Raw genomic sequence first — 25849 nt, forward strand, 5'->3', positions numbered from 1 at the left:
TTGCGCTCCTTAATGTCCCAAGTAGGCTTCCACAACCTGGGGATCTGACTTAACCGCCGCCATGCTGCCCTCCTTCAGAATCTTGCCCTGGTGCAGCACGGTGACTTTGTGGGCGATGGCCTCGACAAAATCCATGTCGTGTTCGATGACGATCACCGAGCGGTTTTGACTGACGCGTTTCAGCAGTTCGGCGGTCTGTTGCCGTTCGCTCACACTCATACCGGCCACCGGCTCGTCCAACATCAAAAGTTCGGGGTCTTGGATCAGCAACATGCCGATCTCGAGCCACTGTTTTTGTCCGTGGCTCAGCTGACCGGCCGGCGTGTCCATCAGGTGAGCGAGCCCCAAGTCCTCCGCCGTCTCATGAATTCGCTGTTTAACGAGCGGCGTTCGCTTGAAGAACAGACTGCCGAACACCGACCGTCCTTCGGGATAGGAGACTTCCAGGTTCTGGTAAACCGTTAGATCGTCGTAGATCGACGGGGTTTGGAACTTGCGCGCCACGCCGATACGAACGATTTCATGCTCTTTCATTCGCAACAGTTCACGCCCCGCAAAGTCCACGCGCCCTTCGGATGCCTTGGTCCTGCCGCAGATGAGATCCAACAGTGTGGTTTTGCCCGCCCCGTTGGGGCCGATAATGACGCGGACCTCGCCCCGGTCGACATACAGATTCACATGATCCACGGCCCGAAAACCATCGAACGAAACCGTCAGATCCTCAATGGAAAGCAAGAAATCTTGTTGACTCATACTTCCCCCTTATGGGCCGAATCGGCTACTCCGAGATCACCCGCAAAGGACGGCCGCGCCCAGGCGCGCCAACGCGCTACCCAGTGGGTGGGCCGGGACGAGGTCACCAAGCCCGCCAAGCCTCTGGGGAAAATCAAAACCACGGCGACAAACAAAATGCCCATGAGGTAAAGCCACAAATCGGGATAGGACTCGGAGAGATAGGTCTTGCCGAAGTTCACCGCCAAAGTGCCGTAGACCGCGCCGATGAGCGAAGTTCGACCACCCACCGCAGTAAAGATGACCATCTCGATAGAGGGAACGATGCCGACGAAAGACGGTGACATGAACCCCACTTGCAGCGTGAACATGGCACCACCGATGGCGGAGAACAGTGCCGCCAGGCAGAACACGAAAATTTTGAGGTTCGCCACATCGTAGCCAGAGAACCGAACCCGATCCTCCTGGTCTCGCATGGCGACCAACAGCAGGCCCAGCTTGCTGCGCAGCACGGCGTGTCCCAGCAACAGACACGCGAGCAGCAACCCGCCATTGACGAAATACAGCACGTAGCGAGCCGCATCCGTGCGGATGTCCCATCCGTGGAGGGTTCTCAGATCCGTGATCCCGTTAATGCCGCCGGTCAATCCCTGCTGGCCGATGATCAACACGCTGAGAATCATGGCGATGGCCTGCGTGATGATGGCGAAATAAACGCCGCCGACCCGGCGCTTAAACATGGCGAACCCCAGAAAAAAGGCGAATAGGGTCGGCACCACCGCCATGGCCACCAGGGTGAAACTGAAACTGTAGAAAGGCTCCCAGAGCAACGGCAGTTCGGTGAGCTGGTTCCAGTCCATGAAATCGGGAATACCGGGTGTGGACTGAATGGCGGTGTTTTCCGGGGCCGAGGCTTCCAGTTTGAGGAACATCGCCATGCAGTAGCCGCCGAGGCCGAAAAATACCCCTTGCCCCAAGCTGAGGATCCCGCCGTACCCCCAGCACAACACCAGCCCGACGGCAACAAAGGCGAATGTCAGGTATTTGCCGATCAGGTTCAATCGAAAGATGTCGAACGTCAGTGGGAAAACCACCAGGATCAAGATCCCGACGATCACCAGACCCACCGTAAAGCGGTTTTTTTCGTCCAAAGTCGCCTTCCAGTTGAGCATGTAGAGCACCTCCTAGCGGCGAACCTTGCTGACGAAAAGCCCTTCGGGACGAATCATCAGCACACCGACCACAAATACCAGCGTAAGAACCTTGGCCATGGAGCCGGTCATAAAGAACTCCAGAATCGACTGGGCCTGCCCGATGCTAAAAGCAGACACCACCGTGCCGACGATGCTGGCCGCCCCGCCGAACACCACCACCAGGAAAGTGTCGACGATATAGAGCGAACCACTGGTGGGACCGGTCGAGGCGATCGTGGTGAACGCTGCCCCGGCAATACCGGCGAACCCACAGCCGAACGCGAAAGTCATCCGGTCCACGCCGGCGGTATCGATGCCGACGGCACCGGCAATGGCCCGATTCTGGGTCGTGGCTCGGACCTGGAGGCCCCAACGCGAACGGAACAGCAATAAACCCACGCCGGCCGTGACCGCCAACGCCAGACCCAACACGAACAGGCCGCTAATGGGTATGTCGATCATCTCCGCCGGCTGAACCGAACCCATCAGCCAGTCCGGCAAGGCCGGACTGACTTCCCGGGCGCCGAATGACTGACGGAAAATTTGCTGCAAAATCAGGCTCACACCCCACGTCGCCAGCAAAGTATCAAGTGGACGCGCGTAGAGGTGTCTGATGATGAAATACTCCAGCACCCACCCCACGGCGGCTGCCACCAAGAACGCCGCAACCAAGGCGAACAAAAAGTACTCATCCAGAAAGTCATAACGTTCAGCGATGGTCGAAAGCAGGTAGGTGGTGTAAGCACCGATAGCCATGAACTCGCCATGCGCCATGTTGATGACGCCCATCTGACCGAAGATAATCGCCAGACCCAGCGCCATGAGCAGCAACACGCTAAACAGGCTCAATCCGGCGAAACCTTGCATGATCAGGATCGCGAACATCTCCGAAGTATTGAGATCGCTCATCTTCTGACTCCCAATCGGTTGGCTGGCATCTTTGGGGGGCGGGACCGATCCGCCGGCGGAAAACCGGACCGACGGATCGGTGGCGGTGACTACTGATAACCCTCGGGGAACGGATCCGGCTCGATCAGCCCGGACTCATAGACGACATCCACTTGGCCGTCTTTACGCCAACGTCCGACCCGCAACTTGCTCCACAAGTGGTGGTTGGGATGAACCTTGACGTAACCTTCCGGTGCGGTATCCAACTCGATGTCAGGAGAAGCCGCGACAACCTTGTCCACATCAAAACTCCCGGCGCGTTCGACCGCCGCCTTCCATAACCAGGGCCCCAGATAAGCCGCCTGGGTGACATCACCAATGACGCTGTCCTCGCCATACTTATCCTTGAACGCCGCGACGAAAGCTTCGTTATTGGGGTTATCCAAAGTTTGGAAGTACTTCATTGCCGAGTAGAAGCCCTCGACGTTTTCACCGCCGATTCCCTTGACCTCGTCTTCAGTGGTGGAGATGGTGAGCAACGTCCACTTGTCGCCGGTGATGCCGGCGGCCTTGAGTTGTTTAAACCAGGACACATTGCTGCCGCCGACGACGATGCTGTAAATCACGTCTGGCTTGCGCAGCTTGATTTTGTTGATGAGCGAGCGAAAGTTGGTGTGACCCAGCGGGTAGTACTCCTCGCCAACCACCTTGCCCTTCAGGACGTTCTCGATATGTTTACGGGCGATTTTGTTGGAGGTGCGCGGCCAGATGTAATCCGACCCGATGAGAAAGAAGGTCTTGGCGTCTTTTTCTTCGGCCACCCAATCCAGACCGGCGATGATTTGCTGCGTGGCCTCCTGACCGGTGTAAATCACATTCTTGGATTGCTCCAGGCCCTCATAGAAGGTCGGGTAATAGAGCAGGCCGTTTTCTTTCTCGAACACCGGCAGGACTGCTTTGCGCGACGCCGATGTCCAACACCCGAAGACCGTCGCGACCCGATCGTTGACCAGCAGCTTGCGGGATTTTTCAGCGAAGGTCGGCCAGTCGCTGGCGCCGTCTTCTTTGATCACCTTAATCTGCCGCCCCAGTACGCCACCCATGGCGTTGATCTGTTCGATGGCCAAAAGCTCGGCCTGAATCGAGCCGATCTCGCTGATGGCCATGGTGCCGGTGGCGGAATGCAGATCACCGACCGTGACCGTGGTATCGGTGACCGCCAATCCGGTGGTGTTGACTTCACTGGTGGGATACTCGGTTGCGTGTCCGGGCGCCGCCAGCCACGTCGCCGCGAGAATCGCCAGCGCTGAACTGCGCCAGCGCCGGAAGCAAGTCAGTCGGGTCTTGGTCGTCGTCATATTCTGCTCCTCAAGATGTGGATGCGCGTCTGTGTCATCCGCCGAGGTGGATCAGCGGGACCCAATGACCACGGTCATACCGGGGCGAGAGGTCCGAGCCGGATGGGTCTGACCGATGGAAAACCATTTCCATCGCGATGCCGCATCAGGAAATCACCGCTTGAGGGAGGGAGACAATACGTCAATTGACGTATACCCAGCCGGCTGGACAGATCGCACTGGGACAATCAGCGAAGGGATTCGCTTGGCGCATCGCGGGTGCGATATCGCACCATCGGGGCGCATTCAGGCTGAGCCGGCAAACCAACATGGCCAGAAGAGCCATGAATTTCCCGCTATCAGCCGAAATGGAACATAAATTGCTAAAAACCTGACGATCACTGCGCCATGCAACCCCCATCGCACAAAGCGCGCACCCTACGGACCCGTGCCCGAACGAGGGTCGTCTCACGCAGGCCCACGCAAGGACCGCCGCATGCCGCTCCAAATCGTCAAAACCCGGCGGGACTACAACGCCTGGGTCGCCAACGAGATGCTGGAAGACTACGCACTGCGTTACGCGCCGCGGTCTTTTCGCAAATGGTCGGAGTTTCGTGTCGCCAACACCGCCCTGGGCTCGATCTCGTTTCTCGCGTTGGAAGCCATCGGCGGCACGCTCACGCTCGCTTACGGTTTTACCAACGCGTTTTGGGCCATTCTCGCCGTCAGTATCATCATCTTCCTCACCGGCCTGCCCATCAGCTACTACGCTGCCCGCTACAACATCGACGTCGATTTACTCACGCGCGGCGCCGGCTTCGGCTATATCGGCTCGACCATCACCTCGCTGATTTACGCCTCGTTCACCTTCATCTTCTTTGCGCTGGAAGCCGCCATCATGTCGCTGGCGCTGAGTTTGTACTTTGACATCCCCATCGCACTGTCTTATGTCATCAGCGCGCTCGTGGTCATCCCGCTGGTTCTGTTCGGAATCACCTGGATCAGCCGCTTTCAACTGATCACCCAGCCTATCTGGCTCATTCTTTTGTTTCTGCCGTACTTCGCGGTGATGCACCAAAATCCCGGCTTGCTCAGCGATTTGCTGACCTTCCGCGGTCAATCGGAAAATGGCACTGAGTTTGATCCGCTACTATTCGGCGCAGCCAGCGCCGTTGCCTTTGCCCTCATCGCCCAGATTGGTGAGCAGGCGGACTTTCTGCGATTCCTCCCGGATCTGACAGCGAAAAACCGCTACCGGTGGTGGAGTGCGATGCTGCTGGCCGGGCCGGGTTGGATCGTGTTGGGTTTCGCCAAACTGCTCGGCGGCGCATTTTTGGCGTTTGTGGCCATTCAGCACCAAGTGATGCCGGAAAAAGCCGTCGAGCCGACGCAAATGTATCTGGTGGTCTTTCAGTATGTGTTTCCTGACCCCGCCGACGCGTTATTGATCGCCACAATCTTCGTGCTGATCTCGCAACTGAAAATCAATGTCACCAATGCCTACGCCGGGTCGCTGGCCTGGTCCAATTTCTTCTCCCGGCTGACCCACAACCACCCCGGCCGGGTGGTGTGGCTGGTGTTGAACGTGCTCATCGCCCTGCTGCTGATGATGTTGGGCGTATTCGAAACCCTGGAGAATGTCCTCGGCCTCTACGCCAATGTCGCCATCGCCTGGGTCGGGGCGCTGGTCGCGGATTTGGTCATCAACAAACCGTTAGGACTGAGCCCCGCGCGGATCGAGTTTCGGCGGGCCTATCTGCATGACATCAACCCGGTCGGTGTCGGGGCCATGGGCATCGCCTCAATCCTATCTCTGTGCGCCTATTTGGGGTTCTTTGGAACGGTGGCGGCGGCCTTCGCCCCCTATATTGCCTTGACGGCGGCTTTTGTCTCGGCACCGGCGATCGCCTGGATCACCGGCGGGCGCTACTACATCGCGGAGCGGACCGAGCCCGATCGACCCTATGATCAAGCGGCGCAGGCTTGCACCGTATGCGGCAAGCATTACGAACACGAAGATACCGCCTTCTGTCCGGCCTATCGCGGACCGATCTGCTCCCTTTGCTGCACACTCGACGCCCGCTGCGAAGATGCGTGCAAGCAAACGCCCCGGTTCAGCGAATTGCTCGGACGGCTTTTACCCAGAGCAACTCGCGGCTATTTGTCACCCAAGACCAGCCGAAATTTCGTCGAGTATATGCTCGTTCTCGGCAGCATCAGTGCGCTGATGGCCATCACCTTTTTGTTCATTTACCTGCAAGAGGAAATCAATCTCGGCGTCATGGGCACTTTCCAGACGCAAGCACTCCGAGAGGGTTTCATCAAACTCTATTGCACGTTGGTCGTGGCCACCGCCATGGGCACGTGGTGGATCGTTTTAAGTAACGAGAGCCGTCGCACCGCACAACAGGAATCCAATGCCCAAACACACCGGCTACTTCGGGAAATCGAGGAACACCAGAAAACCGACATCAAACTGCAGCAGGCCAAGGAGCAGGCCGATGCCGCCAATTTCGCCAAGAGCCGGTTCCTCGGCAGTATGAGTCATGAGCTGCGCAATCCACTCAACAGCCTGCTCGGCTACGCTCAGCTGTTGCACCGGGCCGACGACATTCCGCTGCATCGTCGCCCGGCCCTGGGGATCATGAAAGACAGCGGCGAACACCTGCTGGCCTTGATCAATGACATTCTGGATATCGCACGGATCGAGGCGAGAAAACTCGAGCTGTCACGAGACACCATCGATTTCCCAAGTTTCGTCGCCAAACTCACCGATATGTTCCGGATCGAGGCAGCGAACAGCGGGTTACATTTCCAAGTGGACATCAAAAACGCGATTCCGCAATGGGTCCGGGGCGATGAGCGGCGCACGCGGCAAATTCTGATCAACCTCTTAAGCAACGCCATCAAGTTCACAGACCAGGGCGAGGTTATCTTCCGGGTCAGTTATGCCAACGAAATCGCGCGCTTTGATGTCATCGATACGGGTACCGGAATCGACCCGGCCGAGCTCAACCGTATCTTCGAGCCGTTCCACCGTGTCACTGGCGAGTTTCAACGCCCGCGAATCGCCAGCAGCACCGATGCCGGGTTGGGACTGACCATTACCAAAACCCTGGTGGACCTCATGGGTGGCGAATTGACCGTCACCAGTACACCCCATAAGGGGAGCACCTTTCGGGTGCGGTTATTTCTGCCGGAGCTCAGTGCCGAGCGGGCGCACCCCAACGAACAGACCATCATCGGGTACGTTGGACCCCGGCGAAAAATTCTGCTGGTCGACGATCAACCCGAACAGCGGAAAATGCTGGAAATCCTGCTGGCGCCCCTTGGTTTTGAAATTGAACATGCGACCGGTGGATACGCCTGTCTGGCAGCAGCCAAGCTATGGCAACCCGATCTCATCCTGCTGGATCTGACGATGCCGGATTTAAGTGGCAGGGAAGCCGCCCGCATGCTTCGGGAAGCACAAGGCTATACCGGAAAGATTGTGGTGGTATCGGCCAACGCGTTCGAGTCCGAACCCGCGCAAAACCAACTGGCCGGATACGACGATTACTTGATAAAACCCATTCACTTGCCACACCTGCTAGACACCTTGGAACGCCATTTATCTATCCGTTGGCGCTACCACCGGCCAGATCAAACGTTGGAACCGCGAGCTAAACGTAACGAGAAACGCCATGCCCCCTGAATCGATGCCTGAACCAAGACGGATACCCGGAGAAAGCGATCTGACGGCGCAACGAATCGCGCCAACGACCCTCGCACGCCCGATCCGTGAGTCCTGCGACCGTTCACACCGCAAAGCCCCGACACCTCACGATCCGTCCGTCGTGATGGTGGTCGACGACACCCCGGCAAGCGTGTCGTTTTTGTTCGAGGTCTTGGATCAAGCCGGTTACCAGGTGATGCTGGCAACCGGTGGCGCCGATGCACTCAATCAACTGAACGAGCGCACGCCCGATCTCATCCTGCTCGATGCGGTTATGCCGGGAATGGATGGGTTCGATGTCTGCCGCCGCCTGCACGAGGCGAAACGGACGCGGGAAATTCCCGTGATCTTCATGACGGGTCTGGGAGACAGTCAAGATGTGGTCCGCGGTTTTAGCGAAGGCGCGGTGGATTACGTCGTCAAACCGGTGAACCCTGATGAGCTGTTGATTCGTATTCAAAGTCACTTGATGCAAGCCCGAAGAATCCAACGGGTGCAGGACGTCCTCGCCGCGGACCACGAAGCGACCATCGCCGTGGATAACGAAGGTCAGGTGGTGTGGATGATGGGACAAGCCCGCCACCGACTGAAGCACTACCACGGGGAATGGAAGGACAACGAGGAGGTGCCCTCATTGCCTGCGCCCTTGCTGGCATGGGTCATCGATCGCCTTGCCGACGAGACCGGTGAAGCGTCCCCGTATGCCATTGCGCGGGAAGGCCAAACCTTGCGGGTACGACTACAAGCCAACACCCACATCGGCGGTGCCGTGCTTTACCTGAGCGAACAGCGTGATCCGCCATGCGCCGAAGGACTGGCTCGCCGGTGGGGGTTAACCGAGCGTGAATCCGAAGTTTTGTTGTGGGTGGCCCGCGGTAAGACCAACCCGGAGATCGGCCTGATTCTCGGCATTAGCCCGCGCACGGTGAACAAGCATCTGGATCACATATTCAGCAAGTTGGGGGTGGAAACCCGAACTGCGGCGGCGCTGACAGTGTTGAATCCGCACACGGAATAATCCGGTGAAGTGCCCCAAACCGACTTCCGCTCGCAATCCAATACCTGGAAGAATGTCCCGCTCTCAGGTTCCGCAGAAAGTCGTGGTGACCGCTTCGTCCGGCGCCGGGGGATCGGCGTAGTGGGCGAGGTTGGGATGATCCTCATAGGGATTGGTCAAAACCGTCATCAACTCGTCCATCGGTTTGAAATCCCGCGCCTCGGTGGCCGCATCGATCGCCTGTTGAATGCGGTGATTGCGGGGAATGTACGCGGGATTGGCGGCCCTCATGGCGGCTTGCCGCGAAGCTTCGCTCTGCCCCTCCCGGCTCAGCCTGGCACGCCACTGCTTTGCCCAGGTGTCGAACGCCGTGGGATCTTTAAATAGCGAGCGAACCGGCTCGTCTCTCGCAGACGCTTTATCTCCCAGGGCGCTGAGACGACGAAAAGTCAGCGTGAAATCAGCCCCCGAGTTTGCCATGGCTTGTAACAGTGCCTTGGCCAGATCCAGATCGCCATCTTCAGCGCTGGCCAGTCCCAATTTACGGCGCAAACCGGCCCGATAAGCCGAGTCAAACCGCTGGGCGTATCCGTCCAAGGCCGTTTGCGCCGCGGCCATGGCGTGATCTTCGCGCTCCCCCAGAAGGCGCAACAGTGCGCCGGCCAACTGGGCCAGATTCCAATGACCGATCCGTGCCTGCTGGTCATAGGCATAGCGGCCGCGGGTATCGATGGAACTGAACACCGTCCTGGGATGAAACGCATCCATAAAGGCGCATGGACCGTAGTCGATGGTCTCGCCGGCAACGGACAAATTGTCGGTATTCATCACCCCGTGAATAAAACCCACCATCATCCACGAGGCCACCAGGTCCGCAGTGCGCTCACAAACAGACGCCAGCAAAGTAAGGTAAGGGTTGTCAGCCTCGGCGGCTTCTGGGTAATTCCGGTCGATCACATAGTCGGCCAGACGCTTCACGGCATCCGGATGCCCGTTGTGATGAAAATACTCGAAGGTGCCGACCCGAACGTGACTCCGGGCCAGTCGGGTCAAAACGGCCCCGGGCTGTGGCGTTTCGCGGAAGACCTCGTCGCCCGTCAGTGCCATGGCCAAGGCCCGGGTGGTGGGAATCCCCAAGGCCGCCATGGCCTCAGCGACGATGTACTCGCGCATCACCGGGCCGAGAACGGCGCGACCGTCGCCACCGCGCGAGAACGGCGTAGGACCCGCGCCTTTGAGATGGAGGTCTCGGCGGATACCGTCGCTTCCGACCCATTCGCCCAAAAGAATCGCCCGTCCGTCGCCCAACTGCGGCACCCAATGACCAAACTGATGCCCGGCATAAGCCATGGCCAAGGGTTCGGCGCCTTCCGGGACATAGTTTCCGGCAAATGCGTCGGCCCACGGCGACGAACTCATAACATCCGCGTCCAACCCCAGTTGGGCAGCCAAAGAGCGATTGAACCGCACCAGTTCGGGCCGGGAAACCGGCGTGGGTTGCACCCGCGCGTAGAAGTGCTCCGGCAATCGCGCGTAGCTGTTATCGAAAGGGACAGGTGCTCGCATTACAATTTACCGGTGGCGAAAATAAATACCATGATAAGCCCGAAACCCGCCGGTGGCGATTCCGCATCCGGTCGCGCCGGATCACCCGCTTTCAGAATCGGCGCGAACCACTTCGGTTCCCAACGGCCAATGAAACCGAAGGACAGCGGGCGTTGGGCACCCGAACCCGGCGTGACGCTGGCCCTCTGTCGGAAGATGGGTAAGACACCGAACACCGTATCAGAACAGACCACTCAAGGGACGGTCATCGCATGCACTATCAAGGCAGTTGTCACTGCGGCGCCGTACGCTTCGAGGTCGAAGCACCGGCGGATCTAGAAGTGGAAGAATGTAACTGCTCCATTTGCACCAAAGGTGGTTTTCTGCACCTGATCGTGCCCAGAAGTCGATTCCAGCTGCTGTGTGGCCAACAGAACCTGACCACCTACACCTTTAATACCGGCGTGGCAAAACACACCTTCTGCGCCACGTGCGGCATCAAGCCGTTCTATATACCCCGCTCCAACCCCGATGGCGTGGATGTGAACGTTCGTTGTTTGGATCCGGTGCCCGAGCGTTTACGAATCAACCCTTTCGACGGTCAAAACTGGGAGCAAAATGCCCACAAACTGGCCCACAAAAGCCGCGACCCGTAACTAACCGAGCGGCGCGTCGGCCGCTAGGCAACCGCTTGAAAGCGGCGTTTTACCGTGCGTGAAAGCCCTCGCGCGGGTGAGACCCCGCGCATGAACAAGAGCAGGACAAGCGAATACGTGGGAACACCACCCGATCCCGAGCGTGGCACCTTGATCCACTCATGGGGCCGCCGAATCCGATACCCACACCTCGCAGCCCAGGGTCCGGCCGGCTGGTAGCAGGCCGATGCGCATGATCCGCGTGAACAAGTCCGGGTTGTTGTAGCGGAAATCCTGCACGGCCTCTAAGGTCAGCGCCTTGGGTCGACGCGCAAGCGGCGGGTTGGGCAATAAAATGTTGGACGCGGTCCCGACATATAAGCGTTCGCCGTCGGCCAACAGGGTTCGGATACCGTATGCGGACGGCAAACCGAAGCCATTGTCCACCACGATACGCCAATCGGTGCCATCTTCACTGGCGTAGAGCTTGGCCAGTCCGGCGGTCGACCCGCCCAGGGGATCACCACCCAACTGGAAGGTTCCGATATACATCGTGCCCCCCACCACCGCGGAAGCCCAACCGTAGGCGTTTCGGGGATCACCCAACCCATCGCTGGTGATCAATTCCCAATCGGTGGCCACATCCGGATTGGCGCTGCGCAGCAAGGAAAATCCGTTGATATAGTTCACAGTGGTCAAATAGAGCTGGCCGGAAAAGGGCTGCAATCGCATCACGCCCACATTACCGGCGGGTAAGGATTGGGTGGGCGTCACATCAGTAAAATTCAATCCATCGCCCGCATACAAGGCGTAGGTACCGCCAAAGTCCCACGTCCCGACGTATAGCTCACCCCCGAATTCGGTCAGCTCCGACACCGAACCGTCCGGAAAACGGTTCCTAAAGGACCACGGGTCGCCGCCGCCTTCAGTGTAGGTCCAAAGCTCCGCTCCGTTGCTATTCTCTGTGCCGACGTAGAGCGTTCCGTTGTAAACACTCATGGCCCGAATGGAGGTGTTGGCCGCGTCCTCCAGAGGGCCGCCGGACAGAACCGTCCAATCGAAGCCGTTCTCGCTCACGATCAATTCGGCCCCGCTTTGGTAGTTTGCCGAACCGGCGAAAATTTTGCCGTTGTGAACGATCATTTTCCGCAAACCCAGACTTCCGCTCCGGGATTTATAGACCTTGGACCAACGACCGGTCGCGGCGTCCAAGCGCCAGATTTCGCCGCCGGTGCCGCGAACAAAACCGAAAATCTGGAGAATCCCGGAGGGCGCGCCGCCACCGTACGGCGGCAACAGACGTGCGGCAAGCTGATCGACGTTTGCGGTCCCAACGAACAAGTCATCCCCCAGCTTGGCCAGAGACCAAGCGTAGCGGTTTCGCGTATCCCCGAATCCTGGCCCGACATCACCGGTCAGATTCACGAACCGACTCACCGGGGCCGCCCAGGCCTCCGCCGCCAGGCAGAGGCATATCAGCCCAACTTGCGCCGCCGTGCACATCCAATGCCCCAAACTCATAGCTCACTCCCTTAGACGAATTGCGGATTGGCCAATAGGCGACTCTCACTCAGGTCATTGGAACGAACCAAGCACACTGCGCTAGCGACGGATTTGTTGCTTATGGTCACTGACCCGTGTCTAAGGGATAGTCGAGGGCTGAGAATATCGCAACCATAAAGCGGGGCGAGTCACCACCAACGATGACGACCGGTCATAGGTCGGCGAACATGTGTCCGGAATTGCCCCGGAAACAAACCCATCCGCGGTGCCAAAAAATAACATCGCAAGAAGCGTCGCCTCGACATCCAAACGATTGTTCCCAAAGAAACGTTTTGAAGGTATTATTTCTATAGAAATACAGGAGGGCGTGATGGCCCAATCAATACCTCGGGCGTCAGCAGATAAACAGCGGGAGATTTTGACCCATGCGGTGATCGCTGCCGCCGAATCCTTGGGGTTAAACGGTGCGACCCTGGCGCAGGCTCTGGGCATCAGTCCCGCTTCTGTTTCCCGAATGCGAAATGGTCATCACCAGCTGGGGCCGGATAAGAAAGAATGGGAATTGGCCGTGTTACTGATTCGCCTGTATCGCGGGCTCGATGCCATCTGCGGGGGCGATGCGAAGGTGGTCCGTGCCTGGATGGCCAATTGGAATAACGACCTGCAGGGGATACCCAAAGAACTGATCACGCGGGTCATCGGCTTAACTCATGCGGTCGACTATGTGGACAGCTACCGAGCTCGCGTATGAGGCACGCCCCCTTGGGGGCACGCCGTGGCGCATTGTGGAGGACCAGTACCACGCCTCCACATTGAAACTGGCGAAAACGGCCGAAGACCAAGCGATCCTCGAACAAATCCTGGAAGACAGCAAACCGGCCTATCCCCTCGACACGGAGCATCTTCATTACCTGCTGAAAACCCCGTTTCGATACCGTCCGGCCTATCCCTACGGTTCGCGCTTTCGTCGAGCGGCCCAAGCCCAGGGGGTTTTCTATGCCTCCCGCGACAAACGCACGGCACTGGCCGAAACAGCGTATTACCGACTTCGCTTTTTCGCGGCATCGCATCACACACCCTGGCCGAGCTGCGAACATCGACTGACCGCCTTTTCGGTTCGTTTTCGGACCGACCGGGGATTGGATTTAACCACCGGGGCGCTGGCACGCGACCGGGCATTGTGGACACACCCCAGCGATTACACCGCCACTCAAGCCTTAGCGGATTGCGCCCGCGATGCGGGTATCGAGACGATTCGCTATCTATCCGTTCGAGACCCGAAACAGCAGCTGAACGTCGCGTTGATGACTCCCAGCGTATTCATTCTCCCGCAACCGGTCCGCCAAGAAAGTTGGCTGATGTACATCGGCTCGACGGAAGTAACCTGCTATCAACCGGGAACGCCGCCGCGACAAGGGATTCGTTTTGCGGTTGAGGATCTGGATCGATCGGACGCACAAAAAAGCCCGACCTGACGGCCGGGCTCGAGGGTTTGTTAGTCAGGTAAAGCCTTATGCGCCGAAATGGGCTTTGGCCTCCCGACGGCGGGCGTGAAGGACCGGCTCGGTATAACCGCTGGGTTGTTCCCGGCCCTTGAAGACCAAATCGCACGCCGCTTGGAAGGCGACACTTTGCTCGAAATTGAGCGCCATTTCCCGATAGTGTGGGTCTCCGGCATTTTGCCGGTCCACCACCGCTGCCATCCGCTTCATGGTTTCCATAACCTGCTCCTCGGAGCAAACGCCATGGTACAACCAGTTGGCCACATGCTGACTGGAAATCCGCAGCGTCGCCCGGTCTTCCATCAGCCCCACATCGTGGATATCCGGCACTTTGGAGCAACCCACGCCTTGGTCGACCCAGCGAACGACGTAACCCAGGATACCTTGGCAGTTGTTATCCAACTCTTGCTGGATATCTTCCGCCGTGGGCCGGGCATCGCCCAATAAGGGAATGGTCAGGATGTCATCTAAGCTGGCGCGCTCGCGTTGTGCCAACTTGGCCTGCACCTGTGCGACGTTGACTTCGTGATAGTGCATGGCGTGCAGCGTCGCGGCGGTGGGCGAAGGCACCCAGGCACAGCTGGCACCGGCCAACGGATGGGCGGCTTTAGTATCCAGCATATCTTTCATTCGATCGGGCTTGGGCCACATGCCCTTGCCGATCTGGGCTTTGCCTTTGAGGCCGCATTCAAGACCGATATCCACATTCCAGTCTTCGTAGGCCTTGATCCACGGCTGGCCCTTCATGGCCTCCTTCCGGATCATGGGACCGGCTTCCATGCTGGTATGGATTTCATCGCCCGTGCGATCCAAAAAGCCCGTATTAATGAAGATGACCCGTTCTTTGGCCTGGCGGATACATTCTTTCAAATTGACGGTGGTACGCCGTTCTTCATCCATGATGCCGATTTTAAGGGTGTTGCGAGCCAGCCCCAGGGCATCTTCGATCCGGCTGAACAACTCAACAGCGAAGGCCACTTCTTCCGGGCCGTGCATTTTCGGTTTCACGATGTACACACTGCCGGCTTGGCTGTTGCGGAAACGGCCGTCGGCTTTGAGGTCGTGAATGGCAATCAGAGACGTCACCATGCCATCCAAGATGCCTTCCGGCACTTCGTTGCCATCTTTATCGAGCACCGCGCCATTGGTCATCAGATGACCGACATTGCGGACCAACAGCAAACTGCGACCCGATAACTTCAAGCTGTCGCCGCCGGGGGCAGTGTATTCACGATCATCGTTTAAGGCGCGGGTTAGAGATTTACCGCCTTTGTCGAAGGTTTCCGTCAGGTCACCCTTCATCAGACCCAGCCAGTTGCGATAGACCAGGACTTTGTCGTCGGCATCCACGGCAGCAACCGAGTCTTCGCAATCCTGAATGGTGGTGATCGCCGATTCCAGCACCACATCCTTGACCCCGGCCGGATGATCTTTACCGATGGGATGATTCGGGTCGATTTGAATCTCGGCATGCAATCCGTTGTTACGCAGGAGAATGGTCGTGGGTTGATCGCCCGCCCCCTGGTAACCGACGAACTTTTCCGGTTCCGCCAGCGCGGTCTCACCGTCGGGTGTGAGCACCACGAGTTGACCGTCCCGCACGCGATACGCCGTGGCTTCACCGTGCTGGCCCGACGCCAGGGGTGCAGCACGATCCAGGAACTCGCCGGCAAAGGCAATGACTTTGGCGCCACGCACGGGGTTGTAGCCTTTCCCCTTCTCCGCACCATCCGATTCCGGAATCACGTCGGTACCATACAAGGCGTCGTACAAGCTACCCCAACGGGCGTTGGCGGCGTTGAGCGCGTAGCGAGCATTCATGACCGGAACAACCAACTGCGGACCCGCCAACGTGGCGATCTCCGGATCGACGTTGGCCGTGCTGATCGCGAAATCTTCGCCTTCCTCAACGAGGTAGTTGATGTCTTTTAGAAACTGTGTGTAAGCCGCGGCGTCGTGGCTCTGACCCCGGTGCTCTCGATGCCAATTGTCGATCTGCGCTTGCAACGCATCGCGTTTCTTGAGCAAAGCCTTATTGGTCGGCCCGAGATCGTTAATGATCGCCTCAAAAGCGGACCAAAACTGGTCGGGTTCGATGCCGGTTCCAGGCGCGGCCTCGTTTGCCACCAAATCATACAAAACCTTGGCAATCTGAAGACCACCGTGTTGAACGCGTTCTGTCATAGCAAATAGAATCCAATTGCTGGTGGGCAACACCCGGGGCAGCCATACGGTCAAGCTGCAAAGGGCGAGCCGCGCGGTGAATCGAAGGCGCTCAATACTACACAATTCTGCCGGGGGATTCATGTGCCGCCAGGGACCGAACCCACGCGATTCATCAAGGACTGTGCGAATACCCTCATGCTCGGACTGACCTGGACATTTACCCGAATTTTCGCAACCGGATTGTTGCTGCTCAGCCCCTTACTGGCGTGTTTGGTCGCGAGCATCATCGCCGTGGGCCTGCTGATCGCCCGCCGCGAACGTTGGCCTTGGGACGACGCACTCTATTTCGCCTTCGTCACCGCCACCACGGTGGGCTACGGCGACTTTCGTCCAACGGCGCGGTCATCAAAGTTGCTGGCTATCGTCATCGCGTTCGTCGGATTGTTGCTCACCGGCATGATCGTGGCGGTGGGTTTATACGCTGCCCAGGTGACCCTAACTGAACACTATGGGGTGGCCGGCGTTGACGCATAACCTTCTTTCTGGTCGCTGTGGCCGACATGCAAGGTGAATTCGGCCTGCCAGGCGACCCGAATCTCATGACCCGATCGACTTGGCGTTTCGACTCCTAAACGCGGCGGACGAGGTGACTCGCCTGATCATCGGCGATGCCCCCAGAATGGCCATTCAAATGACGACCGGCTAGGCGAAACCCGCCACAGGATGGTAGTTTATGCTCCCACAGTCGGCCCAAGCGAATGAGCGAATGCCGCGTTCCCGAGATGGCACCGTTTGAATAGCCAATCACCAAACGGGTATGGCGCGAGATGGTGTAACAGCCCGGGGTAGTGCGCGCCCCAACGACTCTGATTCAACGGCGATATGAATGACGACCCGCCCACAATGACGACCTGGAAGATCAACCCATGACGCCCACGGCCAAGCCGTCGAACACTCATCAATCGCCTCTGGAACTGAAAGGCAGTGTCTTCACGTTGACGGTGCTTCGACTATTCGATTTAGATTTGCCGCGCGTGGGTGAAGCGCTGGCCACCAAGCTGGCTCAAGTGCCGGGATTCTTCGATCAGGCACCCGTGGTAATCGACTTGATGTCGTTGCCGGATAGGTACAACCCGGCGCCGCTCCCTGACTTGCTCGACCTGCTCCGGCAACACAGTCTGGTGCCTGTGGCGATCCGTTCTGAAGAGCCTGACACACTGGCCGAAGCACGGAGTCTGGGGGTTGGCGTTCTTCCTCAGGGACGCAGCGCCGGCGCCACGCCTAGCTCCACCTCAGAACCGGCCAAAACAACCCGTCCGCCCGGCCCGAACCGGATCATCGATACGCCCGTTCGATCCGGCCAACAGATTTACAGTCAGGGCGACTTAACCATCATGGCCTCAGTGAGTGCCGGCGCGGAAGTGATGGCCGAAGGCAGTATCCATATTTACGGCGCCCTGCGAGGCCGTGCCCTGGCCGGCGTTCAGGGTGACGAGCGCGCCCGAATCTTCTGCCAGCAACTGGCCGCGGAGCTGGTGTCCGTCGCGGGGATTTACACCATCGCGGAAGATATACCGGCACAGTTCCATGGCCGCGCGACCCAAATTGCTCTCGAAAAAGAAAACTTGCGTATCATGGCCCTCGGCACCTAATCATCCAGGATTCATTGTTACCCGCTGTTCACAGAATTGAGAGGATCTGATTTTGGCGAGAATCATCGTAGTGACATCCGGCAAAGGTGGCGTGGGAAAGACCACGACCGCCGCGTCTTTCGGTGCAGGGCTCGCGCTAAGAGGGCATAAAACCGCATTGATCGACTTTGACGTGGGTCTGCGCAACCTGGATTTGATCATGGGCTGCGAACGCCGGGTGGTTTATGACTTCGTCAATGTCATTCATGGTGAAGCGAAGTTGGCGCAGGCGCTGATAAAGGACAAGCGCGTACCCGAGCTCTCCATCCTGGCGGCCTCCCAAACACGGGACAAAGACGCACTGACCCTGGAAGGCGTGGAGGCCGTTCTCAATGAACTGGCAGAAGACTACGAATACATCGTGTGCGACTCGCCTGCCGGCATCGAGAAAGGTGCGCTGCATGCCATGTACTTCGCCGACGACGCATTGGTGGTCACCAACCCGGAGGTTTCGTCGGTACGCGACTCTGATCGAATTCTCGGCCTGCTGTCTAGCAAAACGAAACGTGCCATAGACGGGCCCGAACCGATCAAGGAGCACTTGGTGCTCACCCGCTATTCTCCCAAGCGGGTAACCCAGGGTGAGATGCTCAGTGTTGAAGACGTTTTGGAAATACTCGCCATCCCCCTACTCGGGGTCATTCCGGAATCACGTTCGGTACTGCAATCATCCAACGCCGGCGCGCCCATCATCCTGGAAAATACCAGCCGGGCCGGACAAGCCTACGATGATGTGGTCGCCCGGTACCTGGGCGAAGAACGCCCCATGCGATTCGTGGAAGAGGAACGTGGTTTATTTCGGCGATTGTTGAGGGGCTAGTCATGGGCATTTTGAATTTCTTTCGTTCGAGCAAAAAAGCATCCGCTCACGTCGCCAAGGAACGGTTACAAATCGTCGTTGCCCACCAACGCAAGACCCGCGAGCAGGAAGCGTATTTCAAAGATCTACAACGAGATTTGCTGGAAGTGGTCAGACGCTACGTGCAAGTCGATGACGATGCCGTACAAGTTCAGGTGGATCATCAAGGGGATTGCGACATTCTTGAACTGAACATCGTCCTGCCCGAAAGCTGAGCGGCGAGCCTTCACTGGCCCGTGCGGTCAGCTGCGATTTTGTTCAGCCCGTCAGCGGAGTCCGCTCAATTCGGAGCCGACCGCGCATCCCGGTCGTCAACACCGACCTCATCATCCCACCGCCCGCACTTCTGGCGGGCGGCAGCTCCCCCCCCCACATCCCGCCTTTAGCCATCCGCGGCCAGGCCGATAGAAACGTCAAGGTGGGCTCACCGTCACTAGCCATCATGTAGCCCGCCGGTGAGACGAAGCCATGATGCGCGTGTTCTTTCGGAGAGTTGGTCTGCTAGGAGCGATTTGCCTCCAGCTTTGGATCCCGCAAGCCGTTGCGGCGCCACCCGGGCCTTGGTACGTCGTCCTCGGGCCCGTCGTACTTGACATCCAAGAGGAAAGTGATGAATTGGTGTTCGAGGCGCCGGTCACCGCCCCGGTTGTCGGAACGGTCCTTCCGGGTGGTGATTTACCGGGGTCCGGCGTTTCGCTATCCGACGAAAAAGTGCTCGCGCTGACCATCGGTTACCAGTTCACGCCCTGGTTTAGCCTGGAGACGTTTATCGGTGGCCCCGTCCCCACGTTCGAGATCGAATCGACCGGGACGTTGCGAAACGCACCCTTGGCCGAAATTTCTCTGCCGCTTTTCCGCGATATCAAAGTCGGACCGATTCCCGGAAAAATTGGCGAGGCCAAAGCGATTCCGTTCGTTGTCCAAACCCTCTTGCGACCGGTTACATTCGAACGATGGCGACCGTTCGTAAGTATCGGGTTGATGTATCTGGTGACGTTCGACGAACAAGCCACGGTGGACAGTCTCGGGATCGCGGCGGACGACCCCACCTATGGGACCCAGTTAGAAGTCTCTGACGAATGGGGACTGTTGGCCGGCGTCGGCGTAGACTACCAGCTCACACCGCATTGGTTCGTTCACGGTCATGTCAGCTATGGCCACATGGAAGTCGAAGCGCGTCTAACCAATCTCTACGCACGAATCCGCCCCATCGGAATCATGCCGGCCAGTGATGCATCGGTCGACGTTCCGACAGGCTTGGTGGCATGGAATCTGGGCATCGGTTACCGCTTCTAGTCAATCCCACGGCACAAACTGACGCGAAACAACCATTGCAATTGCTCGCGAGACGTCGCTCCGGCGACAACGGGTCGACACGTCACAGGAAGCTTCCTGTGACGTGTCGTTCTAATGCCGAATCAGCTTACCCCTGAGGCCGACGCGTCCTCGACGTGGTTTTGGCGTTGCCTGGCACGCCAAGCCAACGCGCCCAGCCCCAAGCCGAATAGAATGATTGCCGGGCCCCAGGGCAAAAACACACCCCAAAAATCGAATAGTCCCACAGCAAACGGAAACACGGAAACGTACACCTCGCCGGAGCGCACATCCCGCGCCGTCACCAAGCCGATAAACATTCCCGGACCCGAAAATTCGTGCTCCACAACAATGGTTCCGCGACGATAGACCTGCGGCTTGGTGCCATACAAAGTGGCATTCTCGATATCTCGCTGCGAGCCTAAATTTTCTTTCGTGGCGGTATAACCGAGATCGTAAACGTCCCGCAGAATGCGGAATGTGACCTCCATGTTGCGTAACTCGGGGCTCAGCAGATCAACGACGAAGGTCGCCCTGCCAACCACCGGAACGTCTTCGCAAAATTCCCTGGCCGCATGCGTCTCCGGCTGATAACCCGTGAAATGCGCTTCGTAGATCTGGCCGATTCGCATCACGCAGCGGTCATCTTCCATTGACACACCGCCGTGCGCCCAGACCGGCTCACCACTGGTCATGACCGTCACCGCCAGAAAGAGCCCGACGGCACGCCCATAGATTCGTCCCATGAAAGCGATCCTCCAACTCGGGTCACGGCCGGTTAAGCCGGCCGTGACCGCCAAGGGTTTCTAAGAGACTGTCTCGGAATCTTGTGCTTCCAGATCGGCGCGACCGCCCTCCCCACGCGAGGGTAGAAATTGCGGAATTAACGTGCCTCCTACCTCCGTGAAGTAGCGATTCCCCAGGTCATCGTAGAAGAAAAGCATGCCGGCAAACTGTAAATCCGCCTCATACACGATGGCTGACAAACGCAGCTCTTCCCAGAGGGCGTCTTCGACCACGATGGTCATTACCCGGGTTTCGCCAGGCTGAAGAGGAGGGTCGTTGGAGATAACGCCATCAGGCGCGACGGAATCATAGAAATCCACTCGTTCGACTTTCAACACGTCCGGATTGACGAATCGTGCTCCACCGGCGAGGAACTCGCCAACGCGAATGGGGCGATCCGCACCGTTGGTCACCTCGAGTTTGAGCGCCAGGCTGCGACGCGGCAGGTTGAACTCAGCCCGTTGAACAGACGCCTTGACCGCCAGGGCCTCCGGCGGTGGCGGCAGGACGGGGGCTTCGATTTTGCCGGTTTGCAGTGGAATAGTGACCGGATACTTGGAATTGGCATAGATCGTCCAACCCAAAGCGGCACCCAGCACAAACAGGACGGCGAAAATACTCACCGCCACATCAGTCAGGGTGATGAGCTTACTTTCCCCTTCATCTTCGCCTTTTTCTTCAAGGGTCACATACCGGCGCATCAGAACAGGCGGCTTGCGGAACCAATACCACAACCACAGAACCCCTACGACCATCCAAAAGATGTGCAACGTCCATTGAGTGTCGAGCCCGTAGTTCTCGACATCGATCACTTCACCAGTAAGCAAAGTCGCCTCATGGACGAAGTCGCCCTTGCTACCGGTCACCTCCACCCAATGAGCAGGACCGACGATCGGACCCGCCTCCCACACGTTAATGAGTGGATGAACATGCCAACGGCCTGGCACGCGGGCCTTGAGGGTAACCTCATATTCGTAGTACTCACCAAACTTAAAAGCCGTGCTTCGAATCTGGTGCATGCCGTTGATCACCACGTCCTCACGAATGAAGGTAGGACCGGGAACACCGATGTTCAGAAAAGCCCACCCTTCCACGGACGGCAACCAACTCGGCCAATGGTTAGACACCACGAATTTACCTTTGACCGTCACCGTCTCGTTGACCGCCACATTGCGTGGATAGATCTCGGTATCGAACCAATGCACCGATTGCATGCGAATCCCTGCCATTTGGGCAATCTCGCCGTGTGCGTAGATCGTGCCCCAAGGCAGCATCATCAAAAGCGCCAAGCAAACAGCGGCCACTCCCTGACCACCGATCCGACGCGCTCCCTGGCGTTTGCTTATCACTGATTTCGTCCTCTCAATTCTTTGTGTTCACGACACGCGGCGGAAACCGACCCGCGCCGTACGGTCTGGGTCTGGCTAAATGACTTTTTGCAACCACAAAGGTCGTGCCGCTTTGGAACCTACCCAGACAAAAACGTAATAAATGAGAATACAGACGAATCCCGCCATCGCGACCGTCACGGGTGCAACCGAATCACCAAAAGTACGCAGCGTTCCCGCCTCGATAATCCGCACGTATTCAGGCATGGCGGTACGAACATATGTGAAGCCCATGTAGTCGGCCAAGGTGATGACCATGCCATGCAATTCGATAGGGACCTGCATGGGCGCAATGCCAGGCCAGTTCAGGGTATAGAACAACACACCCCACAGAAATCCACCGACCAAACCGGTCACGGCAAAGCTCCGCGTAATCATCAGCACCGCGTCTATGGCGACGGCGGCACCGATCCATGTAGCTGGCATAACGAAGTTGAAGGGAAAGGCCGTGAACACATAAAAATTGACGTACCGGCTAAGCATCGTGGAAATAAAGAAGCCCACAGCCACCGTCGTAAACGCCACCGGAAGTTTGAAATTTTTCCAAAAGAAATAGGTGAGGACACAAGGCAACGTCATGATGAGCATGGGTGTCACTAACGGCCACCATCGGCGATCGCGCCAATCTTGCCAGTAATCCCAATCGCCTGCGGTAAGCGCAATCACGAAGACGAATACGCCACCCAGAATGATCATAAAGAAGGGATAGACAATATAGTCGATATTTTTCCAGGCCTCCCATTGCTCTCGCGCATTGGAAACAGCCGTATCTTGAATGACCGCCCCGGCAGGGGCGTCGGTGGGTCCCAAACGAATTCCCATAATCTCCTCCGTGTGATCTTGATCAACGCTCGTCGATCGACCGCCGTAAGCGGCCGGGCATCTCGTTATCTGGTCCGTTTCGACGGACATGCCCGGCAACGAGGCCGGGCATGTCCGTAACGGATCTTGCTATCAGTATTTGTTCTGGTTTGCGGCTTTACGCTCTAACCAAACGGTCCATTTCTTCGACGCTCATTTTCTGGGTGATCTCACGCATCCGCTGCAGGCACTGCACAACGAAACCGCCCAAGAACACCAGATTGAAAGCCGCAAGCACGAAGAACCAGTGAACGGGCGAAGCAAACAACTCTTCAGCATAGAAGAAGGTATGTCCCCACTCATTAAAGGCCACCACCGGCAGCGCCATCATGAACCCCAGAATAGACAGCGACAGCGGGATAGAAACCCGATTGGCAAATTGCGGAAGTCGAGTATGGACCCAAATCCAGGCCAGAATCAGCCCGGCAAACCCAGCCGGAAGTCCCAGATAGAATAGGAAAATATGGGTCGGCGTGAAGTCGGTATCCCGAATCACCACTTGGTGCCACGCAGCGTCAGCCTCAGTCAAAAGACCCAAGGTGGCCACCACGATGACACCCGCAGCCGCCAGAATGCCGAACATGGCGTAATAGCGGAAAAGCTCCTTCCGAACCGGAAGTGCCTGGACATCGCGGTCTCTAGAAAACCACAGCCAAGCCGCGCCGATCGCACCAATCAGCGGGATCAGCGTGATCTGGGCATAGAAAATTGACATCCAATAGGTCTGGAACTCAGGCGAGAATGAATCCAAGCCCACCGTCCAGCTATAAGTATGCTGGTACCACTTCACGAGTGTGAGGATGGCCATAACCACCCCAAACACAGCCGCACCCCACAACCAGGGGACCTTGGGCGCCGCTTCGACTTCTGCCGAGTCGACTTCACGGGCCGTGTCTTTGATATCTATCGTAGCGCTCATAACGTCTACCTCCCGATATTGTTTATTGAGCTTCCGGTCGCGAACACTAGAACGATTCACTTCAAGTCAAACCGGACAACTCACAGTGATGCGCTGTGAGTTGAGAACGCGAATTGACCACATGTTCAATCCCTGGCCGCAAAAATTCCGCTTTGACGCATCTCGATCTGCGGCACCGATCATTGCCAAGGCTGAGTCATCCGCTCCAGCATACTAACCGGTCGTTCAATAGTAGGCTCCAACTCACCCTCAGTGCAAGCCCACATCCACTAGTAAAGTATCGGCCAGGAAAAAGAAAAATCAATAGTTTATTGGAAAGTGTGGCGCCGGCTCGATCAACACCTCAAACCGTTTCGGTATAACAAATCCATTATTCTTGTCGGTCTCGTGTACGCTCATGCTGAGTCTCGTCGTACTTGAATTTGAACCCAACCAAGCCCAAGGCAATGAACACCACACCAATCAGGAACGCACTTCGAATTTGGGGATCCACATAGCGACTAAGGATAAACGTCATATGACGACCGCCATGGGGATAGTAAGCGGCGAAATAGGCAGCGATAACGCACAATCCCGCTCCCAGTACGACAAACTGTGACCGGTCATCCATGAGCTCCCGCTTGAGCCAGCGGAAACTTCGCAACATAACTCTCTTCATGATCGCCAACCCGAGCCAACGGATGGTTTATGAGCATTCGGCGTCGCTTACAACGGGTGATTCCAGGATAAACACCCCCCATCGAGCGCCGAAACGCCAAGGCCAGAAGCGATCTCTCCTCGATACGGAAGACACGGTTCAAGCATATTCATGCTAAACACAGTCACCTGAACGCCGCAATGACTTTGTCTTTATGCGGACACGTTGGAACGACAGGCCCAACGGGCTTGAAAATCAATATCCATCAATCCGCCTGCTATACTTCGGGCGCCGCCACGGATATTGAGAGGGCGCTTGGCCCACGGAGACTAGGCATGAACCAGCAGGCAATCCTGGACTACTACAAACACAGCCACATCGACTATTTGATGATCTGGGGCACTTTTCGTAACTTCGCCCTCCACTACGGCTACCACGACCAACAACACAAGACCCACCATGCCGCCGTATTGAACATGAACCGGGAAGTCGCACGTCGCGCCGGTGTTCAAACCGGGGACAAAGTGTTGGACGCAGGATGCGGCATCGGCGGCACCAGCATTTGGATGGCCCAGAATTGCGGTACGCAGATGACCGCCATCAACATCTCCGACTATCAGGTCGACCGGGGCGAACGACTGGTAAAGAAACTCGGCCTGGAAAATCAGGTCCGCTTTGTACGACGCAGTTTCACCGACACGGGATTACCTGACGAGAGCTTCGATGCCATCTTCGGCATGGAAAGTATCAGCTACGCGGAAGATAAACGGGATTTTCTGCGCGAAGCCTACCGTTTACTGAAACCCGGCGGACGCCTAGTAGTAACCGATGGCTTCCAGAACGACATCGACCCGACCCCCGAATACGAAACCGAGTATCAGCAATGGCTGGACGGTTGGGCCGTACCCAATCTGTGGGGACTGCAACAATTTCAGGATGACATGACCGAGATCGGCTTCCGGGACATTGAAATGGAAGACGCCTACGATAAAGTGCTGCCGTCTTCCCGGCGTATGTATCTGGCCGCCAAAGCCTGCTACGCGGGAGCAAAATTGCTGCAATGGATGCGAATACGCAACCAAGTCCAAACCGGCAACGTGAAAGCGGCCAAACTACAATACGTTTGTCTGACCCAACGTAAATGGATTTACGGCATTATTCGGGGCGTCAAATAATCAAAC

Annotated in this window: 23 protein-coding genes; 11 read left to right on the top strand and 12 right to left on the bottom strand. The window is 57.5% G+C overall.

The window, feature by feature from the left end; translation table 11 throughout:
* Positions 1 to 9 precede the first annotated feature (9 nt).
* The 4 genes from urtD to urtA form a co-directional block, all read right to left on the bottom strand.
* Positions 10 to 753: an urea ABC transporter ATP-binding protein UrtD gene (urtD, locus tag SVU69_03465; protein ID MDY6942051.1), complete on the bottom strand. Its 744-nt coding sequence runs from the start codon at positions 751 to 753 to the stop codon at positions 10 to 12.
* Positions 750 to 1904: an urea ABC transporter permease subunit UrtC gene (gene urtC / locus SVU69_03470; protein MDY6942052.1), complete on the bottom strand. Its 1155-nt coding sequence runs from the start codon at positions 1902 to 1904 to the stop codon at positions 750 to 752. The genes urtD and urtC overlap by 4 nt, the downstream gene beginning before the upstream one ends.
* A gap of 12 nt (positions 1905 to 1916) precedes the next feature.
* On the bottom strand, positions 1917 to 2834 hold the full coding sequence (gene urtB / locus SVU69_03475; protein MDY6942053.1) for an urea ABC transporter permease subunit UrtB: 918 nt from the start codon (positions 2832 to 2834) through the stop codon (positions 1917 to 1919).
* Between the two features lie 89 nt (positions 2835 to 2923).
* Positions 2924 to 4171, bottom strand: a complete 1248-nt coding sequence (gene urtA, locus SVU69_03480; GenBank protein MDY6942054.1) for an urea ABC transporter substrate-binding protein — start codon at positions 4169 to 4171, stop codon at positions 2924 to 2926.
* A 475-nt stretch (positions 4172 to 4646) separates the two neighbouring features.
* Between urtA and SVU69_03485 the strand changes: the two genes are divergently transcribed.
* A complete protein-coding gene (locus SVU69_03485; GenBank protein ID MDY6942055.1) occupies positions 4647 to 7844 on the top strand; it encodes an ATP-binding protein in 3198 nt (1065 codons plus the stop codon).
* Positions 7834 to 8883, top strand: coding sequence for a response regulator transcription factor (locus SVU69_03490; protein ID MDY6942056.1), 1050 nt, complete (start codon positions 7834 to 7836; stop codon positions 8881 to 8883). Before SVU69_03485 ends, SVU69_03490 begins: the two co-directional genes overlap by 11 nt.
* Before the next feature lie 63 nt (positions 8884 to 8946).
* Here the strand turns inward: SVU69_03490 and SVU69_03495 are convergent, their stop codons facing one another.
* Complete coding sequence (locus tag SVU69_03495) at positions 8947 to 10428, bottom strand: YdiU family protein (protein ID MDY6942057.1); 1482 nt, start codon at positions 10426 to 10428, stop codon at positions 8947 to 8949.
* A 251-nt stretch (positions 10429 to 10679) separates the two neighbouring features.
* Between SVU69_03495 and SVU69_03500 the strand changes: the two genes are divergently transcribed.
* Positions 10680 to 11063, top strand: a complete 384-nt coding sequence (locus SVU69_03500; protein MDY6942058.1) for a GFA family protein — start codon at positions 10680 to 10682, stop codon at positions 11061 to 11063.
* Between the two features lie 159 nt (positions 11064 to 11222).
* On the opposite strand, the gene SVU69_03505 is transcribed toward SVU69_03500, so the two are convergent.
* Positions 11223 to 12563, bottom strand: a complete 1341-nt coding sequence (locus tag SVU69_03505; GenBank protein MDY6942059.1) for a hypothetical protein — start codon at positions 12561 to 12563, stop codon at positions 11223 to 11225.
* Between the two features lie 352 nt (positions 12564 to 12915).
* On the opposite strand from SVU69_03505, the gene SVU69_03510 reads away from it, so the two are divergent.
* The gene (locus tag SVU69_03510) at positions 12916 to 13296 is read left to right on the top strand and encodes an antitoxin Xre-like helix-turn-helix domain-containing protein (protein MDY6942060.1); all 381 of its coding nucleotides are present in this window, start codon (positions 12916 to 12918) and stop codon (positions 13294 to 13296) included.
* On the top strand, positions 13268 to 14020 hold the full coding sequence (locus SVU69_03515) for an RES family NAD+ phosphorylase (GenBank protein ID MDY6942061.1): 753 nt from the start codon (positions 13268 to 13270) through the stop codon (positions 14018 to 14020). The genes SVU69_03510 and SVU69_03515 overlap by 29 nt, the downstream gene beginning before the upstream one ends.
* A 36-nt stretch (positions 14021 to 14056) precedes the next feature.
* Here SVU69_03515 and SVU69_03520 read toward each other — a convergent pair whose 3' ends face one another.
* Positions 14057 to 16231: a malate synthase G gene (locus SVU69_03520; GenBank protein ID MDY6942062.1), complete on the bottom strand. Its 2175-nt coding sequence runs from the start codon at positions 16229 to 16231 to the stop codon at positions 14057 to 14059.
* A 123-nt stretch (positions 16232 to 16354) separates the two neighbouring features.
* Here SVU69_03520 and SVU69_03525 point away from each other — a divergent pair, with 123 nt between their 5' ends.
* From SVU69_03525 to SVU69_03545, 5 genes are all read left to right on the top strand, one after another.
* Positions 16355 to 16747, top strand: coding sequence for a potassium channel family protein (locus SVU69_03525; GenBank protein MDY6942063.1), 393 nt, complete (start codon positions 16355 to 16357; stop codon positions 16745 to 16747).
* Positions 16748 to 17139: 392 nt separating this feature from the next.
* Positions 17140 to 17865 (top strand): septum site-determining protein MinC, encoded by a 726-nt coding sequence (gene minC / locus SVU69_03530; protein MDY6942064.1) that lies wholly within the window; start codon positions 17140 to 17142, stop codon positions 17863 to 17865.
* Positions 17866 to 17917: 52 nt separating this feature from the next.
* On the top strand, positions 17918 to 18724 hold the full coding sequence (gene minD / locus SVU69_03535) for a septum site-determining protein MinD (GenBank protein ID MDY6942065.1): 807 nt from the start codon (positions 17918 to 17920) through the stop codon (positions 18722 to 18724).
* Positions 18725 to 18726: 2 nt separating this feature from the next.
* A complete protein-coding gene (gene minE / locus SVU69_03540; GenBank protein ID MDY6942066.1) occupies positions 18727 to 18978 on the top strand; it encodes a cell division topological specificity factor MinE in 252 nt (83 codons plus the stop codon).
* 253 nt (positions 18979 to 19231) lie between these two features.
* Positions 19232 to 20059 carry an OmpW family outer membrane protein gene (locus SVU69_03545; protein ID MDY6942067.1) on the top strand — a complete coding sequence of 276 codons (828 nt, stop codon included), beginning with the start codon at positions 19232 to 19234 and terminating at the stop codon, positions 20057 to 20059.
* 122 nt (positions 20060 to 20181) lie between these two features.
* Here the strand turns inward: SVU69_03545 and SVU69_03550 are convergent, their stop codons facing one another.
* The 5 genes from SVU69_03550 to SVU69_03570 form a co-directional block, all read right to left on the bottom strand.
* The gene (locus tag SVU69_03550) at positions 20182 to 20823 is read right to left on the bottom strand and encodes a hypothetical protein (GenBank protein ID MDY6942068.1); all 642 of its coding nucleotides are present in this window, start codon (positions 20821 to 20823) and stop codon (positions 20182 to 20184) included.
* A 60-nt stretch (positions 20824 to 20883) separates the two neighbouring features.
* The gene (gene amoB, locus SVU69_03555; GenBank protein ID MDY6942069.1) at positions 20884 to 22212 is read right to left on the bottom strand and encodes a bacterial ammonia monooxygenase, subunit AmoB; all 1329 of its coding nucleotides are present in this window, start codon (positions 22210 to 22212) and stop codon (positions 20884 to 20886) included.
* A 75-nt stretch (positions 22213 to 22287) separates the two neighbouring features.
* Complete coding sequence (locus SVU69_03560; protein ID MDY6942070.1) at positions 22288 to 23073, bottom strand: methane monooxygenase/ammonia monooxygenase subunit A; 786 nt, start codon at positions 23071 to 23073, stop codon at positions 22288 to 22290.
* Between the two features lie 157 nt (positions 23074 to 23230).
* Complete coding sequence (locus SVU69_03565) at positions 23231 to 24031, bottom strand: methane monooxygenase/ammonia monooxygenase subunit C (protein MDY6942071.1); 801 nt, start codon at positions 24029 to 24031, stop codon at positions 23231 to 23233.
* Positions 24032 to 24401: 370 nt separating this feature from the next.
* Positions 24402 to 24677, bottom strand: a complete 276-nt coding sequence (locus tag SVU69_03570; GenBank protein ID MDY6942072.1) for a hypothetical protein — start codon at positions 24675 to 24677, stop codon at positions 24402 to 24404.
* Positions 24678 to 25003: 326 nt separating this feature from the next.
* Between SVU69_03570 and SVU69_03575 the strand changes: the two genes are divergently transcribed.
* Positions 25004 to 25843: a methyltransferase domain-containing protein gene (locus SVU69_03575; GenBank protein MDY6942073.1), complete on the top strand. Its 840-nt coding sequence runs from the start codon at positions 25004 to 25006 to the stop codon at positions 25841 to 25843.
* Positions 25844 to 25849: the final 6 nt, after the last annotated feature.

The sequence above is a fragment of the Pseudomonadota bacterium genome (assembly GCA_034189865.1).
In the GTDB taxonomy this organism is placed as follows: Bacteria; Pseudomonadota; Gammaproteobacteria; order UBA5335; family UBA5335; genus JAXHTV01.